Genomic DNA, 15,118 nt, shown 5'->3' with positions numbered 1-15,118 from the left:
GTGGCAGCAGGAAAGAACAAGAAATCAGCCGTAATCGCAGTGTGCAACAAGCTTCTAAAGCAAGTTTATGGATGCGTTAAAAATGGAACTTTGTATCAAGATGATTATGTTAAAAAAATAGCCTAAAATATTTGGTTTTTTACACAGTTCATGTTAGCAACAGTTTTTAATTTCTATAAAAGAACCATCCATCTTCGACAGTTGGTTGCCAATTTTCATTCTTATGCTTTTTTATTTTTAAATTTTCAAATATTCTCTTAGGTCCAGTAATTGTCATAGTAAAAGATTTTCCAATATTTTTTTTATTCTTTTCATTTAGAATATACGATACTCTATATTCTTCTCTATTTACTATTTTATCAATATATGAATAAAGAAATTCGCTAATTTCTTTAGGGTTTGGAAACTTTTCTGATTGTTCAAACTCTATTTCAAAACTTCCTTCGTATTTGAATTGTGGAGCGTAATCAAATAAAAAATTATTATTTCCTTTCTGTTTATTAAGGTAAATATTGTATTCTTCTTTACTTTTAAAAATTACTTTTTCATAATAATATTCAAAAGGGAATTTTTCATTTAAACCTGTAATTTGATTAAGATCAAATTTATAAGTATGACCATCGTGAGTCATAACACTTTTTAAAGTAGGGTTAATAGTCCAACCTCCTTCTTCTTTGTGATTTTTAATAATATTAATTCTAAAGCTCGGATCCTCGGTAGAATTTGGCACTTCTTCTCCAAGTTTTATTGTCTTAGCAAATTTTGCGATTTCCAAAGAATCTTCAATAATAAAATTATACTTTTCGTAGGTTTTTGATTTGTCGTATTGAGGATATCTTCCGATAATTTTTGTCGATGAATCTATAACAAGTGTGTCAAATATATTTTTCTGACCAAGTAAATTTGTTGATGAAAATGCAATTAAAATTAGAAGTAGATTTTTCATTTATTCGAGTTAAAATTGTTGCTAACGGTCAAGTATAAGCGTAGTGCGGGTTTAGAAGCACTTCACTTTCGGTTTAACCATATGTTTGTTAATATTCAATTCGTTTAAATTTAGCACTTTCGCCCGCATTACGCTTATACATTGTTGGCAATAGTACTTTTTAGTTTATCATTTAAGCTCCTTATAAAATCTTTTCGTTTATCAAGTTCTTTTAGGTTGGTTTCGAATGTTTTTGTTTCTTTCAAATTCGGAAATGATAATTTACCTTTTGCAATTGAATATGTTATTAATACATTGAAGCAATTGTATAACAATATTAATTTTTGAATATTATCAGTTTTGGCAATCTTAAATCCAATTCGTTGAGCTGTCCTTTCATTGATTATGTAACTAGTACCACGAATTTTAATATTTTCAGACTTATTATTTTCATTCTCTTCAATAAGGTTTAAAAGTCCTTCTAAATATTGCTGAATTATAAAATTTGTTCTTTGTTTTCCATTCATCTTTTGGTCAATTACAAAAACATAATCAAATAAGGTTCCTCCGTGTATTTTAATCATTCCCCTTTTGCGTTTTTCAGATAGAAAGAGTGGTGAATAATAAATTAAACCTCCGCTTTTTTTTAAGGAAGGTGTATCAAAGAAAGGTGCAATTATAGATAGAGTTATTGGGAAAGTTAAAATCACAAATAAATACATTCCTGATTTCCAGGAAATATATAAGGAAGTCAGGATTATTATTAATGCAAAAAATCCAATCAAAAATTGAATCTGATTTTGTTCCTTATTTGATTTTATGTAAAATCCGTGTTTCAAATCATTTCTTGTATTATTGCCAACACACAAATATACGAAATACAAAATAGGATTGAGAAATAAACAATTTTGATTTTAATATCTTCAAAACAAGTTAAATAGAAGAATTAAATATTTACAATCATTTATAACCACTTAGAATTGACAGTAAATGGTAAACAACCGACTAGGGGATTGGCGATGGCTCAACTTTGCAACAGAGAATAGAGAAATCAACATCGACATAAAACGAAACGAACGTCTCTATTCTAATCATTAACCTTAAAAAATAAAAGTATGTCACTAAGAAACAGAGTTACCTTAATCGGTAGAACAGGAAAAGATGTGGAAATTGTAAATTTCGACAATGGGATGTTGGCCAAAGTTAGTCTTGCCACTTCCGATCATTACACCAACGCCAAAGGCGAGAAAGTAGAGGATACCCAATGGCACAATTTGGTTGCTTATGGAAAAACGGCCGAGATCATGCAGAAATATGTCCAGAAAGGAAAAGAAATAGCCGTAGAAGGCAAATTAACCTATCGAAACTATGAAGACAAAGATGGACAAAAACGCTACCTAACCGAAATCAAAGTCGAAGAGATTCTCTTGCTCGAGAAATAGATAGGTCAATCTTTGAAAATAAAAACGGCGCTTCTAGAAAAAGGGCGCCGTTTTTGAATCTTTTATTTTAAAAGAATTATTTCTTCAAATCAAAACGATCTGCGTTCATAACTTTGGTCCAAGCTGCCACGAAATCTTGTACAAATTTTTCTTTTGCATCTGCAGAACCATAGACTTCAGCTAATGCTCTCAATTCAGAATTCGAACCGAAAATCAAGTCAGCACGAGAAGCTGTCCATTTAACTTCTTGGGTTTTGTAATCACGAATTTCAAAGAATTCATCATCCGATCCTGGGATTGCAACCCAAGTATGGTTGTAATCCAACAAATTCACAAAGAAATCATTGCTCAAAGTTCCAACATTTGCAGTGAAAACACCATGTTTGGAACCATCCCAATTCGTTCCTAAAACTCTCATACCACCAATTAAAGCAGTCATTTCTGGAGCTGTTAAGCCCAATAATTCCGCTTTGTCAATCAATAATTCTTCTGTTTTAGCGGCGAATTTTCCACCTAGATAATTTCTAAATCCATCAGCATAAGGTTTCAAGAAATTCATATCGGTAATATCGGTTTGTTCTTGTGAAGCATCTCCACGACCTGCAGCAAATGAAACATTTACGTCAACACCTGCATTTTTAGCAGCCATTTCAACTCCGACATTTCCAGCCAATACGATCAAGTCTGCAATGGAAACTTCTTTTGCAAAGGAAGATTTGATTCCTTCCAATACATTCAATACTTTTTCCAATTGTGCAGGATTGTTCACGTCCCAATTGCGTTGTGGTTCCAAACGTACGCGCGCACCATTGGCACCACCACGTTTGTCAGACGCACGGAAAGTAGAAGCCGAAGCCCAAGCTGTCGAAACCATTTCGCTTACCGATAATCCTGAATTCGCAATTTTATTTTTCAATTCTGCTACATCAGCATCCGTCAAATCATAATTTCCTGCTGGAACTGGATCTTGCCAAATGAATTCTTCTTGTGGAACTTCTGGTCCATAGTATCTAGATTTAGGTCCCATATCACGGTGCGTTAATTTGAACCATGCACGTGCGAAAGCATCTGCAAATTCATCGGGATTTTCCAAGAAACGACGAGAAATTTTCTCAAATTCAGGATCCACTTTCAAAGCGATATCCGAGGTTAACATGGTTGGACGATGACCTTTGTTTGGTTCATGCGCATCGGGTACGATATTTCCTGTATTTTTGGCAACCCATTGATGTGCACCCGCTGGTGATTTGGTCAACTCATAATCAAATCCAAATAAATAAGTAAAGAACAAATGGGACCATTCGGTAGGTTTTGAGGTCCAAGTAACTTCCAATCCAGAAGTAATGGTATCACCAGCTTTTCCTTTTCCGAATGTATTATGCCAACCTAAACCTTGCATTTCGATTCCCGCTTTTTCTGGATCTTCTTGAACATTGTCTGCTGGTCCCGCTCCGTGAGTTTTTCCGAAAGTGTGTCCTCCAGCGATTAAAGCCACCGTTTCTTCATCGGTCATTCCCATTCTACGGAATGTATCTTTTATGTCAATTGCCGACAAAAGCGGATCTGGATTTCCATCGGGTCCTTCTGGATTCACATAAATTAATCCCATTTGGACAGCAGCCAATGGATTTTCTAAATCTCTTGTGTGAACTTTCCCATCGGCATTATCATCTGAAACAATTACACCATCACCTTCTACACCTTCAGATCCTTTTTTGTAACGTTCGTCTCCAGCCAACCAAGTCGTTTCAGAACCCCAATACACAACTTCTGGTTCCCAAACATCTGCACGTCCGCCACCAAATCCTAAAGTTTTGAATCCCATTGATTCCAAAGCAACATTTCCTGTTAAGATCATCAAGTCTGCCCAAGAAATTTTCTTTCCATATTTTTGTTTGATTGGCCATAACAATCTTCTTGCTTTGTCCAAATTCACATTATCTGGCCATGAGTTCAAAGGAGCAAAACGCTGTTGACCGGCACCTCCACCACCGCGACCATCTTGGATACGATAGGTTCCTGCTGAGTGCCATGCCATACGGATGAACAAAGGACCATAATGTCCAAAGTCAGCTGGCCACCAATCTTGAGAATTGGTCATCAACTCACGCAAATCTTGTTTCAGAGCATCATAATCCAATTTTTTGAATTCTTCTACGTAATCAAAATCAGGTCCCATTGGATCGGATTTGCTAGAGTTTTTACGAAGTAAATCAACATTTAGTTTATTGGGCCACCAATCTTGGTTTTGCGTTCCACTTCCTGTAGCTTGTACTTTTTGCATTTCCCCGTTTAAAAATGGGCACTTGCTAACGTCATTTGAATTGTTGTGCATTTTTATGGAATTTTTATTATTTACTAATTTGTTTCGCTAAAATACCCTTCCTTCTTCAATTAATCCATCATCGGGAATTTTAAGTTTCGATTAGATTATAGGTTTAATTTATAATCATTGATTAAATTATAAGATATGCTTATTTTGTGATCTTGAGGAATTCTTGTGTTTTTTCATTTGGAAGCGTGACCGATAATACATAATGCTTCAACTTCCATCCGTCTTCTGTTAGAATCACAACACCCGATCCGCGACAAATTCCCATCCAAGTATCCAAATTTTCATCAAACCAAGCCATTTTTTGGTCTTCATATACATATATGTTGCGTTCGATTTTTTTGAAATCCCAAGCGGAATCCCGATCAAAGAATTTTTTGGACCATTCTTTTAATTCATCGCGTTCCCAATTTTCTGTAGCATCAGTTCCTAAATACCGAGCATCATTCGTCATAGAACCGAAAAATTTTTCCTCGTCAGCTTCAGCAGCGGCCAAGTGCCAATTGTCCAAAAATTGATCAATTTCTTTTGTCGGATTTTGAGCAAAGGTATAAATCGAAAAGAGGATGAAACATAGGAAATGAATGGATTTCATGGGGAATTTGATTTTAATTCCTTCGAATGTAAGAATTTATCTGATTGGGTGAGTAGAATTCTGCGTTATTTTTAGGTGAATTCTCAAGTTCGAATCAAGTTCAAGGATTCACTACAAAAGAAATGAATAGGAGAATCAAATAAAACAGAAATCAACGAATTGATGGATGAAACCCAATAGAATTTCATCACATAAATCCTTTTCATGTGTTATGGAATATTCAATCAGGTGTTAGACCTTTTTATTTTTCCACCAATCCTAATTCAAGAAAGACATTGGCAATTTTACGATCATTGGATAATCGAGGTACTTTGTTTTGTCCGCCAAGTTTCCCTTGTGATTTCATATAGGCGTTGAATCCTTCTTTTTGAATGGGGGAAATTTTCAGTGGTTGTAAGATAGATCCTACAATCAAATCGTCGTAATAAGAATTTAATTTTCTAAGATTTTGATCCAATTCCATTCGGAAAGCGTTCATATCTACTGGTTGTTGAGCGAACTCGATGAACCATTCATGATAGGGTAGACCAGTAGTCGGATTCACTTCTGGCGCGACCGTAAATTCCGATACTTGTGCGGGATGTATTTTTAGCGTTTCCTGCATGGCTTGTTCTACTTCGTGTGCAATGACATGTTCCCCAAAAGCGGATGTATAATGTTTGATTCTTCCCGAAACGATGATTCTGTACGGATTTAAACTGGTGAAACGAACGGTATCGCCAATGTTGTATCCCCAAAGTCCTGCATTGGTATTGAGAATCAAAACATAGTCTTTGTCCAATTCTACATCCTTTAAGGAAATTCGAGTTGGATTTTCCTCAAAAAATTCATCAGTCGGAATAAATTCAAAGAAAATTCCATTGTTTACCAATAAAAGCAAATCATCTTTTTGCAAAGAATCTTGGTAGGCAATGAATCCTTCAGATGCTGGATAGGTTTGAACCACGTCCAAATCTTCTCCAATCAACTCGATCATTTTTTCTCGATACGGATTGTAATTAACGCCACCTGTAACCATCAATTGCAGATTCGGAAATATTTCTTTGATCGTTTTTTTACCTGATTTTTCAATAAGCTTTTCAAAATACATGACCAACCAAGGTGGAATTCCACTTATCAAGGTCATATTTTCAGGTAATGTTTCTTCAACAACTTTGTCCACTTTTGCTTCCCAATCTTCCATACAATTGGTTTCCCAAGAAGGCATACGGTTTTTCTGTAAGTATTTTGGAACAAAATGAGCTACGATTCCTGACAAACGTCCCACATTGATTCCATTTATTTCTTCCAGTTCTGGACTTCCTTGTAGGAAAATCATTTTACCCGATACAAAATCAGCTGAATTCGTTTGGCTGATGTAATTCAACAAAGCATTTCGGGCAGATTTTATATGGGAAGGCATCGATTCTTTGGTAATCGGAATATACTTGGTTCCTGAAGTCGTTCCCGAAGTTTTGGCAAAATACAAGGGTTTTCCTTTCCAAAGAATATTGGATTTGCCTTCTTTTACTTTTTCAATGTAGGATTTTAGTTCTTCATAATCTCGTATGGGAACATTTCGTTTGAAATCCTCATAGGTTTTGATGGATGAAAATTGATGATCTCTTCCAAATTCTGTTTCTTTTCCAACGGATATTAATTCTTGAAATAGTTTGTCTTGTGTCTCAATTGGATGTTGCATCCAATTTTTTTCGGAATTGGAAACGAATTGAGCAAATAATTTGGCAACGTATGATTTAAATTTCATCTTAAAAAACAATGTATTCTTGTGGATCAACAGCGCTTCCGTCTATCCATAATTCAAAATGCAAATGAGGTCCAGTAGTGAGTTCTCCTGTATTTCCAACAGCTGCAATGACTTCTCCTTTCTTCACGATTTCACCCATTTTTTTGTAAACTGTTAAGGCATGTTTATACACCGAAATCATTCCATTGTTGTGTTGAATGACCACAACATATCCGGTGTCAGGCGTCCAATCTGTAAAGATGATGGTGCCCATAGCGACCGATTTGATGGCTTCTCCTTTTTGCGCAGCAATGTCAATCGCCAAATGATTTTCTTGTTTATCGTAAGTAGAAGTAATGATTCCTTTCAAAGGGGTAAACAACAAACTACCCGATTCTTGGGTGTCAATATTTCCTTGAATGCTGAACATTTCAGCTTGTTCGACTTCTTTTCGTAAATTCAAATCTTGATCGGTAGGAGCCAAGTCCACTTTGGTTAAATCGATGGATGTTATAGGAGATTGAGTCGTATCGATTTCAGGAATGGCTACTTCACCCGATAAAATGGTTCGAATGTTTCGGATGTACATATCGTTTGCCGATTGTTTGGCAACCAATGAATCCAATTGATCTGATAATTGCATGATTTGCTGTCGATCTTCCAAATTTACTTGTTGAGAAGGTGGTAATATGTAATCATGCAAAGGAGTGTACAATAGGATTAGCGTGGTACACATAATGGTGAAAAACGTCATCAATGCAACGACTACCAAAACATTCATTTTGTTGAGTCGAAAGGAAAATTGTTCTTCTTGTTCCTCTTCATTGAGAATGATTAAGGTATGTTTTTGAAAAAATTTTCGAAATATGTTTTTCTTTTTTTTCTTCATAGAATCCTGCAAATATCTGAATTGTTTCAATCTATATACAAGATTTTTTTAATTAATACGTTTTTATTGTAGTTTTGCCGTACTAGGAATATCTATGAAAAAGAAATTACTCGCTTTAGCCTGTCTAGGATTGTTGGCTGGATGTTCAACGAAACGAGATTCGTTTAAAAACCGCGCCTTCCACAATACGACTGCTTGGTTCAATACATTGTTCAATGCTGATGAGGCATTGGATAAGAAAATTGATGAATTAAAACTTAGTTACAAAGATAATTACTCCGAAATTTTACCTGTTGATCCACTTCCAAAAATTACTGAAGGTGATTTGTCAGAAGATGCGATCGCTAACGAAGCGGGTAGTTTAGGAGGAAGAGGCGGAGGATCTAGTTCTGCGCCAAAACCTGCGAAAACAGGATTTGATTTGGTAGAGGAAAAAGCCTTAAAAGCCATAGAAAAACATAGTATGTTGATTGATGGTCGTGAGCGTAACAAAACCATGACCAGAGCTTATTTGATCTTAGGAAAAGCTCAATACAACAACGGAAAAAGTTTTGATGCGTTGAATACTCTAAATTATTTGACAACACGACTCCCATTCCATAAAAAATATACGCCAGAAGCAAGAATTTATACCGCATTGGCCAATCTTCAAATCGGAAACGTCTACGAAGCGGAGCGAATTTTGGAAATGATGAACAAGGACAATGGGTATAAAAAAGATATTCAAGGAATTATTGCCAAAAATTATGCGCAGTATTTGATCAATACAAAAGAATATGCTGAAGCAATTGAAACCTTGGATAAAGCCATTGCCAATGCTGAAAACAAAGATGCAAAAGCTAGATTTCATTATATAAAAGGTCAATTGTATTCCATTTTGGATATGCAGCAAGAAGCAGGGGAATCTTTTACCAAAGTGTACAAAATGAAACCCGGATTTGAATTGGAAGTGAAATCTCAATTGGCAATTGCAGCGAACTTTGATCCAAAAAAGAATAGCTACAACAATTACAAAAAACACCTTTTGGATATTTCCAAAAAGGGAAATTATGTTTCTCGTCAAAATGAATTCTTCTACGCGATAGGGGATATGGCAGTAAAAGACAATAAAATCGAGGAGGCGAGAAGATATTTAAAAGAAAGTTTTAAAGGTGAGGCTTCCGATCCTTATATCCGTGGGAAAGCTTATGAAACCTATGCGGATTTAGAATTTGATTTAGGGAATTATGTTCATGCTTCGGCTTATTACGATAGTGCCTTAGCCGTTCATCCGTATAATAAAGACATTGAACGAATTACAACTCGAAGTACTTCTTTGAAAACTCTGATGGAGAAATACTATTTGGTGAAACGCAACGATAGTATTTTGAAATTGGCGCATATGAGTACAGAAGAACGTGAAAAATTCTTTGGAGATCATATTGCGAAATTGAAGTTGGAAGATGAAAAGCGTAAGAAAGCGATGGAAGAAGAAGCTACGATTTTCCAAACTCAAATTGGTGGTGGTTCCAATATGGGATCTACTTTTGGAGAAGGTGGTGGTTCTACGTTTTATTTTTACAATACGTCTACAAAGGCAAATGGTCAAAATGAATTCAAGAGAATTTGGGGAAATGTTCGTTTAGCTGACAATTGGAGAAGTTCTGCTAATGTTTCCATGAGTTTGGAAGAGAAAGAAGCAGAAATGTTGGGGCAAACCGATACACAAAATCCAAGAAGATATGAATTGGAATATTATATCGAACAAATTCCAACGAAACTAGCGGATTTAAACAAGTTGAAAATTGAACGTGATACAACGGAATTGTCTTTAGGTATTGGCTATTATGATTTGTTCCAAAACGCTAAAACAGCAACAGCAACTTTGGAGCATTTGGTTTCTACTCCGCCAAAAGATCAATCAACCGAAGCCCAAGCTTTGTATCAGATTTACCGAATCAATAATAAAGTAGAAAATAGCGCCAAAGCAGATGAAGCAAAAAATCTTATTTTGAGCAAATATCCAAATTCCATTTATGCGGAATATATTTTGAATCCAGAAGTCAATTACATCACTCCAACTACTCAAGAAGCTGTGTCACTTTATGAGGAGACTTATCAGCTTTACAAAGATGAAAAGTATGAGGATGTTAAAAAGAATATGTTGCTGGCACTTGAGAAATATCCGTCTGAAATTATCATTGCAAAATTCTCTTTGCTAAATGCTTTATCCATTGGGAAAACAGAAGGGAAAGAGCGATTCATGGAAGCATTGGAATTGATTATTATTGCTTATCAAAATACCGATGAAGCAAAAAAAGCACAAGAAATTTTGGACTTATTGAATGGGAAAAAGAAACAATCTGCTGCTGAGGAAGAAGATCTGAAGAAAAAAGAAAGCCAATTAAAGGAAGAAGAGCAGAAACGTATTGAGAAAGAAAATCTTCAAGGTGGACAAAATAATTCTTCAACCAATACCAATAGACCGAACAATGGTCCAGCTTCCAATAGTTTGAAGAATCAATCCAACGAAAGGGACAGAGGTCAAACGCCAAGAGTGGAAAACCCTAATGAAGGTCCGCGTGGTCCAGGTGCTCCCGGTGAAATAGATGATTAATAGTTATTGACTGAAATAAAAAAATCCTCGAATTGTTTCGAGGATTTTTTGTTTGCATTATTCTAATTGAATTAAATTCCTGGTTGATGTAAATTGGAAAGATTCATCAGTTTTCGTCCCAATAATTTTTCGGCATCTTCAGGTGCAGATTTCAATTGAGACTCGTTTAGTTCCTTTTCCAATTCCTTTATTTCTTTTACCACTTCGGATTGAAGGAAATAGCTAAAATCAATTTTGAATTCGTTAAAGATCAAATACCAAAGATAGCTTTGATACAAATCTTTTTCAAAATGGTTTCCATTTCTATAAAATCGAGCCAATTCCAATCGGGCAGAAGTAATTTTCCCGCTTAATTCAAGATTTTCGGGATTGGGTAGTTTTGCCAATTTCAGGATCCATTCTTTGAATTTTTCAGGATTTTCATCGACACCCAAACCCGTTAAATAGGCATTGGCAACATTCCACATACAAGTTGCATCTTGGTTGTTGGCGCATTTCATCGCATAGTCAAAACCTTTTTTCAAATCTTGCTCAATGTCCAATCCGTTGCCATAAGCCATCATCAACGCATAATGGCTATTGTTGTAATTTTGATTGGAAGATTTTTCAAACCATTTTATAGCTTCGACCATATTTTTTTCAATTCCAATGCCATCTTGTAAAAATAAGCCATAATGGTATTGTGCTTCGGCATGGCCCATTTCTGCAGATTTTTGAATGAGAGGTAAGGCTTCTTCGTATTGTTCTAATTCTAGTAATTCGATGGATTTTTGATTTAATTCTTCCGCCGTTTGAGCATAGCTGAAATGCCCAAATACCAAAAGAAGTAAGAAAAGTGCAGGTGATTTCATGTGGAAAAATTAAGGTTCTGAATTTAAATATACTAGAATTCTTTACAAGTGATGAATCTAACGTTAAAAAAATACCCAAAGCACTCTAGGTACTTTGGGTAACTATCATTCGTTTGAATTTTAAAGTTTATAAATTCCCTTGAATGTCCACTTGTAATTTTAACAAAGCGGCATTGGAAGGTGAATTTTCCGAAATTGATTTCGTGATGATGTATTCTTGTAGTTGTTCAGCCGTTGCATCTTCTCCCAAATCAGACGCACATTGACGAATGAAATTTTGGGTAGCGTTTTTAGCTGAATAAATCAATTTCCAAGTTTCAGGGTTCACATAGATTTGTTGACTCAAATTATGTTCCCATTCTGCTTGAATTGCTTGAATCAAAATGGATTCATAATTCTTAGCAGAAGATTGAGGCGTATATCTTCGCGCCAATCCTGTGGGTTTAATTCGTTCCAAAAACAATGCCATGCGTTCATAAGAAGCTAGTCTTTGCGGCATGATTTGAGAATTGCTAACTTTTCTTACCTCAATCTCTCTTCTCATGTTCTCGTTTTCGAGGAATTTACTAATCATTTTGTACATCGCGAAACCAACAATGGCAACCGGTAAAATACTTGCTAAAATAATCCAGACTGTGTTCAATTTGCTATCCTTTTTTTATTTCGAACAAATATAGAAATCATATTTAATTTAGAGTTGAAAAATTTACATTCCTCATTTTAGGATTCCCTTATAATTGCTTAATTTTGGCAAAAATCACATTCAGTTATGCAGAACAACATGAGTCCAAAAGACGCGGTACTAGAAAAAATTAGAGAAAAAGGAGGTTGGGTAAATACGCATGCTCATTTAGATAGAGCTTATTCCTTGACCAAAGATACTTTTTCTTATACCAATTCTTATCTAAAAGAAAAATGGCATTTGGTAGATGATATGAAAAGAAATTCTTCTGTAGATGATATCTACGAAAGAATGGAGCGTGCTATCAATCATTTTTTAGAGCAAGGAGCTCAAGCTGTAGGAACGTTTATCGATGTGGATGAGGTGATTGAAGATCGTTCAATGATCGCTGCTCAACGTTTGAAAGACAATTATGGAAAGGATATTGAAATCCGTTTTGCGAACCAAGTATTAAAAGGGGTAATCGATCCAAAAGCTCGTGAATGGTTCGATATGTCGGTTGATTTTGTAGACATCATCGGTGGTTTACCAGCAAAAGATTTTGGTCGTGAAGACGAACATTTGGATATTTTGTTGAGCACAGCAAAAGCCAAAGGGAAATTAGTGCACGTTCACGTAGACCAATTCAACACAGACGAAGAAAAAGAAACGGAACAATTGGCGCGTAAAACCATCGAGCACGGAATGCAAGGAAAAGTAACCGCTGTTCACTCAATTTCGGTTGCGGCTCATCCGAAAAAATATAGAATGGAATTGTACAACTTGATCAAAGAAGCAGACATGCACATCATTTCTTGTCCAACTGCTTGGATTGATCACAACCGTACAGAACGTTTGGCGCCAAGTCATAACTCCATGACTCCAGTAGACGAAATGGTTCCTGCAGGTATCAATGTAGCTTTTGGGACAGATAATATCAACGATATTTACAAACCTTTCTCAGATGGTGATCTTTGGACAGAATTACGTGTGATGTTGGAAGCTTGTCACTACTATGATGTGGAGCAATTGTCTAACATTGCAACTGTCAATGGTCTTAAAGTTTTGGGTATCCAAAAATAAAATACTATTTTTAAAATATTCTCAATAGAGGCAGATGATTCATCTGTCTCTATTTGGTTTATATAAATTAACTCTATGATTCTACATGTAAAAAACGAAACTTCTAAACTTCAAGCCGTAGTATTGGGTATTCCAGATTCTATGGGGCCCGATCCAACCCTGGAAGAAACCTATGATTCTAAATCTTACGAAAGCGTTAAATTGGGACATTATCCCAAAGAAGTCGATGTGAAAATGGAAATGGATGCTTTTGAAGCGGTTTTAAAAAAACATCAAGTTCAAGTATTTCGACCTTGGGTTTTGGAAGATTGTAATCAAGTTTTTGCACGTGATGTGGGAATGGCGATTGATGATAAATTTATCATTTCCAACATTATTCCCGATCGTGCTGACGAACAAGAAGCCTATGAACGCATTATCAGTTCTATCGCTCCCGATAAAATCGTCAAAATTCCAGAAGAAGTTCATGTAGAAGGTGGAGATGTTATTTTGTGGAACGAATTTATGTTCATCGGAACTTACAAAGGTTCAGATTATAAGAATTTCAAAACAGCAAGAACGAATTTCGAAGCGGTTCAATTTTTCAAAGATTTGTTTCCCAACAAATGGGTGATCGATTTAGAATTGGTGAAAGACGATTTCGATCCTTACAAAGGAATTTTACATTTGGATTGTACCTTTCAACCTGTTGGTCATAACAAAGCAATTATCTACAAAGACGGATTTTTGAATCAAATGCATTACGATATTTTGATTTCACTTTTTGGGAAAAACAATGTATTTGAAGTGACCAAAGAAGAAATGTATTGGATGAATCCCAATGTGTTTTCGATTTCGCCTGAAGTTGTCGTTTCCGAACAGAATTTTACTCGATTGAACAATCATATGCGCAACGAATGGGGTATGACAGTGGAAGAAATTCCTTATCGAAATGTTTCACGTATGGGAGGTTTATTACGTTGTTCTACCTTACCTTTGATTCGAGAATAAGAATAATTACTTGATACTTTAAATAATGAAACAATATACAAATACCATATTGATGATTGAACCGGTTGATTTCCGATTCAATGAAGAAACAGCGGTCAACAACTTTTTTCAAAACAAAACAGATGAATCATCAGAATCCATTCAAGAAAAAGCATTGAAAGAATTTCAAGGTATGGTTTCCAAATTGCGTGAACATGGAGTCAATGTTGTGGTTCTAAAGGATACGCCAAAACCGCATACACCCGATTCCATCTTCCCAAACAATTGGATTTCTTTTCATGAAAACAAAATGATTGCTTTGTATCCGATGTTTGCCCAAAATCGTCGTGACGAACGTCGTGATGAGGATGTGTTGGAACTTTTGGGTGAAAAGGGTTTTGATGCAGAAGAAATCATGGATTATACATCAGCGGAAGAAGATGACATCTTTTTAGAAGGAACGGGAAGTATCATTCTAGATCGCGTGAACCGAATTGCCTTTGCAGCAGTTTCGCCTAGAACTGACGAAGAATTATTCTTGGAATTCTGTGAGGATTTCGAATATATGCCGGTAATTTTTGAAGCGAATCAAACTGTGAATGGGGAACGAGTGCCCATTTATCATACCAATGTGATGATGTGTGTGGCGGACGAATACGCGGTGATATGTTTGGACACTATCGATGATAAATCGGAGAAGAAAAATGTGGTGGATCAATTGAAATCCAACGGCAAAGAAATCATTGCAATAACCGAGGATCAGATGAACAAATTTGCAGGAAATATGTTGCAAGTAGGAGGAATGGGCGCTGCGAAATATTTGGTAATGTCGCAAACTGCATACAATTCGTTGACTCCAGAGCAAATTCAAACCATTGAGAAATACAATCCTATCATTTCGGTTGATATCAATACGATTGAAACTTTGGGAGGAGGAAGCGCTCGTTGTATGATGGCGGAAGTTTTCTTGCCAAAAGCTTAATCATATACGATTTACAATTTCAGATTTACGAATTTTGATTTCTAAAGTTCAGTATAAAGAAAAACCT

The 15,118-nt window shown here is 35.7% G+C and carries 13 protein-coding genes; 5 read left to right on the top strand and 8 right to left on the bottom strand.

What is annotated here, in order from left to right; all coding sequences use genetic code 11:
• Positions 1–166 precede the first annotated feature (166 nt).
• Together ABID46_RS09750 and ABID46_RS09745 are read right to left on the bottom strand one after the other, a co-directional pair.
• A complete protein-coding gene (locus ABID46_RS09750) occupies positions 167–946 on the bottom strand; it encodes a hypothetical protein (protein ID WP_354509544.1) in 780 nt (259 codons plus the stop codon).
• Between the two features lie 134 nt (positions 947–1,080).
• Entirely contained in the window at positions 1,081–1,764 is a 684-nt protein-coding gene (locus tag ABID46_RS09745; protein WP_026357445.1) for a hypothetical protein, read from the bottom strand.
• Between the two features lie 276 nt (positions 1,765–2,040).
• Between ABID46_RS09745 and ABID46_RS09740 the strand changes: the two genes are divergently transcribed.
• The gene (locus ABID46_RS09740; RefSeq protein WP_354509542.1) at positions 2,041–2,367 is read left to right on the top strand and encodes a single-stranded DNA-binding protein; all 327 of its coding nucleotides are present in this window, start codon (positions 2,041–2,043) and stop codon (positions 2,365–2,367) included.
• 76 nt (positions 2,368–2,443) lie between these two features.
• Here the strand turns inward: ABID46_RS09740 and katG are convergent, their stop codons facing one another.
• From katG to ABID46_RS09720, 4 genes are all read right to left on the bottom strand, one after another.
• A complete protein-coding gene (gene katG / locus ABID46_RS09735) occupies positions 2,444–4,702 on the bottom strand; it encodes a catalase/peroxidase HPI (protein WP_354509540.1) in 2,259 nt (752 codons plus the stop codon).
• A gap of 139 nt (positions 4,703–4,841) precedes the next feature.
• Entirely contained in the window at positions 4,842–5,294 is a 453-nt protein-coding gene (locus ABID46_RS09730; protein ID WP_354509538.1) for a nuclear transport factor 2 family protein, read from the bottom strand.
• A gap of 241 nt (positions 5,295–5,535) precedes the next feature.
• Entirely contained in the window at positions 5,536–7,041 is a 1,506-nt protein-coding gene (locus ABID46_RS09725; protein WP_354509536.1) for a GH3 auxin-responsive promoter family protein, read from the bottom strand.
• Position 7,042: 1 nt separating this feature from the next.
• On the bottom strand, positions 7,043–7,909 hold the full coding sequence (locus ABID46_RS09720) for a M23 family metallopeptidase (protein ID WP_354509534.1): 867 nt from the start codon (positions 7,907–7,909) through the stop codon (positions 7,043–7,045).
• A gap of 94 nt (positions 7,910–8,003) precedes the next feature.
• Here ABID46_RS09720 and porW point away from each other — a divergent pair, with 94 nt between their 5' ends.
• On the top strand, positions 8,004–10,505 hold the full coding sequence (gene porW, locus ABID46_RS09715) for a type IX secretion system periplasmic lipoprotein PorW/SprE (protein WP_354509532.1): 2,502 nt from the start codon (positions 8,004–8,006) through the stop codon (positions 10,503–10,505).
• 71 nt (positions 10,506–10,576) lie between these two features.
• On the opposite strand, the gene ABID46_RS09710 is transcribed toward porW, so the two are convergent.
• Both ABID46_RS09710 and ABID46_RS09705 read right to left on the bottom strand, forming a co-directional pair.
• Positions 10,577–11,356: a tetratricopeptide repeat protein gene (locus ABID46_RS09710; RefSeq protein ID WP_354509530.1), complete on the bottom strand. Its 780-nt coding sequence runs from the start codon at positions 11,354–11,356 to the stop codon at positions 10,577–10,579.
• Positions 11,357–11,483: 127 nt separating this feature from the next.
• Entirely contained in the window at positions 11,484–11,999 is a 516-nt protein-coding gene (locus ABID46_RS09705; RefSeq protein ID WP_354509528.1) for a DUF7935 family protein, read from the bottom strand.
• A gap of 126 nt (positions 12,000–12,125) precedes the next feature.
• On the opposite strand from ABID46_RS09705, the gene ABID46_RS09700 reads away from it, so the two are divergent.
• The 3 genes from ABID46_RS09700 to ctlX all read left to right on the top strand — a co-directional run bounded on the left by ABID46_RS09700 (position 12,126) and on the right by ctlX (position 15,051).
• Positions 12,126–13,100, top strand: coding sequence for an amidohydrolase family protein (locus ABID46_RS09700; protein WP_354509526.1), 975 nt, complete (start codon positions 12,126–12,128; stop codon positions 13,098–13,100).
• Positions 13,101–13,175: 75 nt separating this feature from the next.
• Positions 13,176–14,090, top strand: a complete 915-nt coding sequence (locus tag ABID46_RS09695) for a dimethylarginine dimethylaminohydrolase family protein (protein ID WP_354509524.1) — start codon at positions 13,176–13,178, stop codon at positions 14,088–14,090.
• A 25-nt stretch (positions 14,091–14,115) separates the two neighbouring features.
• Positions 14,116–15,051 carry a citrulline utilization hydrolase CtlX gene (ctlX, locus tag ABID46_RS09690; protein ID WP_354509522.1) on the top strand — a complete coding sequence of 312 codons (936 nt, stop codon included), beginning with the start codon at positions 14,116–14,118 and terminating at the stop codon, positions 15,049–15,051.
• The last annotated feature ends 67 nt before the right edge of the window (positions 15,052–15,118 follow it).

It is taken from the genome of Moheibacter stercoris (assembly GCF_040545805.1).
GTDB lineage: Bacteria > Bacteroidota > Bacteroidia > Flavobacteriales > Weeksellaceae > Moheibacter > Moheibacter stercoris.
The sequence above is the reverse complement of the archived record's forward strand: the minus strand, read 5'-3'. Positions and strand labels throughout refer to the sequence as shown.

Bases quoted from the DNA above. Each gene is read 5' to 3' on its own strand.
- ABID46_RS09710 (WP_354509530.1), bottom strand. From the start codon at position 11,356: ATGAAATCACCTGCACTTTTCTTACTTCTTTTGGTATTTGGGCATTTC.
- ABID46_RS09740 (WP_354509542.1), top strand. From the start codon at position 2,041: ATGTCACTAAGAAACAGAGTTACCTTAATCGGTAGAACAGGAAAAGAT.
- ABID46_RS09750 (WP_354509544.1), bottom strand. From the start codon at position 946: ATGAAAAATCTACTTCTAATTTTAATTGCATTTTCATCAACAAATTTA.
- ctlX (WP_354509522.1), top strand. From the start codon at position 14,116: ATGAAACAATATACAAATACCATATTGATGATTGAACCGGTTGATTTC.
- katG (WP_354509540.1), bottom strand. From the start codon at position 4,702: ATGCACAACAATTCAAATGACGTTAGCAAGTGCCCATTTTTAAACGGG.
- ABID46_RS09695 (WP_354509524.1), top strand. From the start codon at position 13,176: ATGATTCTACATGTAAAAAACGAAACTTCTAAACTTCAAGCCGTAGTA.
- ABID46_RS09700 (WP_354509526.1), top strand. From the start codon at position 12,126: ATGCAGAACAACATGAGTCCAAAAGACGCGGTACTAGAAAAAATTAGA.
- ABID46_RS09725 (WP_354509536.1), bottom strand. From the start codon at position 7,041: ATGAAATTTAAATCATACGTTGCCAAATTATTTGCTCAATTCGTTTCC.
- ABID46_RS09720 (WP_354509534.1), bottom strand. From the start codon at position 7,909: ATGAAGAAAAAAAAGAAAAACATATTTCGAAAATTTTTTCAAAAACAT.
- porW (WP_354509532.1), top strand. From the start codon at position 8,004: ATGAAAAAGAAATTACTCGCTTTAGCCTGTCTAGGATTGTTGGCTGGA.
- ABID46_RS09730 (WP_354509538.1), bottom strand. From the start codon at position 5,294: ATGAAATCCATTCATTTCCTATGTTTCATCCTCTTTTCGATTTATACC.